This is a genomic window from Oscillochloris sp. ZM17-4 (genome assembly GCF_019599295.1).
In the GTDB taxonomy this organism is placed as follows: domain Bacteria; phylum Chloroflexota; class Chloroflexia; order Chloroflexales; family Chloroflexaceae; genus Oscillochloris.
The window spans coordinates 1-2,855 of sequence record NZ_JAIEWN010000130.1 but is presented as its reverse complement, the minus strand read 5'-3'; the positions used below and the strand labels follow the sequence as shown (position 1 = coordinate 2,855).

General features: G+C 69.7%; 2 protein-coding genes. Both read right to left on the bottom strand.

Features of this window, described 5'->3' with window-relative positions:
- Positions 1 to 49: 49 nt before the first annotated feature.
- Positions 50 to 1,516, bottom strand: a complete 1,467-nt coding sequence (locus tag K2Z83_RS28105; protein ID WP_220598484.1) for a proton-conducting transporter membrane subunit — start codon at positions 1,514 to 1,516, stop codon at positions 50 to 52.
- A gap of 195 nt (positions 1,517 to 1,711) precedes the next feature.
- Positions 1,712 to 2,611, bottom strand: coding sequence for an acyl-CoA desaturase (locus tag K2Z83_RS28100; protein WP_220598483.1), 900 nt, complete (start codon positions 2,609 to 2,611; stop codon positions 1,712 to 1,714).
- Positions 2,612 to 2,855 lie beyond the last annotated feature (244 nt).

Sequence of the window (2,855 nt, the reverse complement as noted above, 5' to 3'; positions counted from 1 at the left end):
AGTCCGATGGTGGCAGGTAGGAACGCAGCGTGCTGCGCCCGCGTTGCAGCTACGACGTGCGTCCCCACACCCGCCCCACAGCCCGGTCGGCGAGCGCGCCGACATAGAACCCGTGCAGGGCGTGGGCGAAGAGCGCCCGCCCGGCGGCGCTGCGGCCCAGGGCCGGGAGCAGCGTGTGGAGCACGGACAGGCCGGCGAAGCCCGCCAGGGGCAGGGCCGCCGCCGCCCATGCCAGCGGCCCCGCGGGCGCGGGCAGGTCGCCCAGGACGGGCGCGAGGAAGATCGCCGCCCCCCGGTAGAGCGCCAGGGCCAGGGTTGCGCCGGCCAGGCTCAGCCCCAGGGCCGCCGGGGCCGCCCGGCCCGCGCGCATCGTCTGGAAGCAGGCCAGCCAGAGCTGGCCGATGCCCAGGGCCACCACGCCGGCGAGTGCCAGATCGCCCGGCGCGTGCAGCGGGTCGAAGCCGGTGATCTGGGCGGCCAGGGCCAGGGCCGGCAGCGCGGCGGCCACGCCGAGCAGCATGATCGCCAGGGCGCGGGCCGGGGCCAGCGTGATGGCGGCCGCCGCCGGGCGCGGCAGGTCGCCCGAGCGCAGGAAGGCCCAGGCCTTGTAGCAGCCGTGGCCCAGCAGGTGCAGCGCCGCCGCCGGCCAGGCCGCCAGGCCGAGCTGCACCATCATGAAGCCCATCTGGCTCACGGTGGACCAGGCCAGAGCCTGCTTCACGTGGGGCTGCGCCCACATCGCCAGCATCCCCAGGCCCGCCGTGACCGTGCCGACGGCCGTCAGCAGCAGCAGCGCGGCGGGCGCCCGCGCCAGCAGCGGGGCGAAGTGCAGCAGCAGCACCCCGCCCGCGTTGATCACCCCCGCGTGCATCAGGGCCGACACCGGCGTCGGCGCCTCCATCGTCTCGGGGAGCCAGCTGTGGAAGGGGAACTGCGCCGACTTGGTCAGCGCGGCCGTCACGAGGAGCAGGGCCACGGCCTGCGCGGCGATCGGCCAGCTCGTCGGCTCGTCCAGGCGGGCCAGGAAGCGCGTCAGGTCGAGGGTGCCCCACTGCCAGCCGATCAGGCCGATCGCCGCCAGCAGGGCCAGGTCGCCCAGCCGGCTGATCAGGAACTTCTTGCGCGCCGGCGGGTGGGCCTCGGCCCGGCCGTGGTAGTAGGTGAGCAGCTGGTGCAGCCCGACGCTGGTCAGCAGCCAGGCCCCGAAGAGCAGCGGCAGGGACGTGGCGAAGATCAGCAGGTAGGCCGCCAGCACCGTCGCGCACAGCCAGCGCAGGAAGGCCCGCTGGCCCGGCTCGCCGTCCAGGTAGCGCAGCGCGAAGCGGTAGGCCACGGCGCCCACCCCGGCCACCAGCAACGAGATCGCCGCGCTCAGCCGGTCGATCGTCAGCCCCGGCAGCCGCGCCGGCTGCGCGGCGATGGCCTGGGCGGCCAGCATGGCGGCCGAGAGCGCGGCCATCCCGATAAGTATGATCAGTAGCCCCCGCTCGATTCGCCCGGCCCCGTCCTGCGGCATAGCGCGCTCCCCTCTCTCGATTGGTTCGTTCCTAATATGCGTCTATTATATCACGAAAAAATTGTCGTATATTACCCAGCACAAAACGCCGCCGAGGATAGTACCCCTCGGCGGCTCAGTGCCTCAGCGGCTCACCGGCTCAGTACCTCACCGGCTCAGTGCCTCAGTGATGCTGGCTCAGTGCCTCAGTGATGCTTACCCCTGCACGTCCATATCCCAGGCGGCCTCATGCACGCGCGGGGCGAGGCTGCGCCTGCGCTCATCCTCAGGCTTGATCCGGAACACATTCCAGACCAGGCCGAGCCGCTCCAGGCCGCGGATCAGGTAGCCCGAGATATCGACCTGGTACCAGCGCAGGCCGTGGAAGGCCGAGCGGGGGAAGGCGTGGTGGTTATTGTGCCAGCCCTCGCCGAAGGCCAGCAGGCCGACGATAAAGTTATTGCGGCTGGCGTCGCGGGTGTTGTAGTCGCGCCGGCCGAAGGTGTGGCAGATCGAGTTGACGCTCCAGGTGATGTGGTGGGTCAGGAAGATCCGCACCAGGCCGCCCCAGATGAACCCGCTCCAGCCGGCGATCAGAGTCGGGATGAGCAGGCCCAGCCCGGCCCACAGGAACCAGTAGCGCGAGACCCAGACCACCGTCTTGTCGCGCTTCAGCCAGCTGCCGTAGACGTTGATGTTGTGCGTGTGCGTAAACAGCCAGCCGACGTGCGAGTGCCAGAGGCCCTCCAGCGGGCTGTGCGGGTCGTCCTCCTCGTCGGAGTGGGCGTGGTGCTGGATGTGAGTCGACGCCCAGGTCATCGGGTCGCCCTCAAGAGCCAGGCAGCCCATGATCATCAGGGCGGCCTTGAGCGGCGGGCTGGTCTCGAAGCTCTTGTGGGTCAGCATGCGATGGAAGCCGACGGTGATCCCCAGGCCCGAGAGGACATAGAGGGCGAACATCAGGCCGACATCAAGCCAGCTGACATACTGCTGCCAGAGCATGGTCATGGCGTAGATCGTGGCGATGAAGGGGACGAGGACGACGGTGAGGACGGCGAGCTTGACGCCCATGCTCTTCTCAAGCTGGGGCTGGGTGTCGGCGACGGCGCGAGCCATGGGCGTACCTCTTGACATGTGTGTTTCGTGTGCAAGGTGGCACAAGGTTGTGAGGCAAGCATAGCCGGGCGGCCGCGGCGCCGGAAGTGCTGCGCGGCTAGTCTTCAGTCACCGCGCCGCAAGGGAAGCGAGGTGACTACAGTCATCCTCGTGCGCTGTCAGCGCAGGGGTTAGGAGTTGGGAGTCGGGGGTTGGGCGTTAGATGTGAGGTAGTGGCTCATGGTAGAATGGAAGGCAGGTCTTC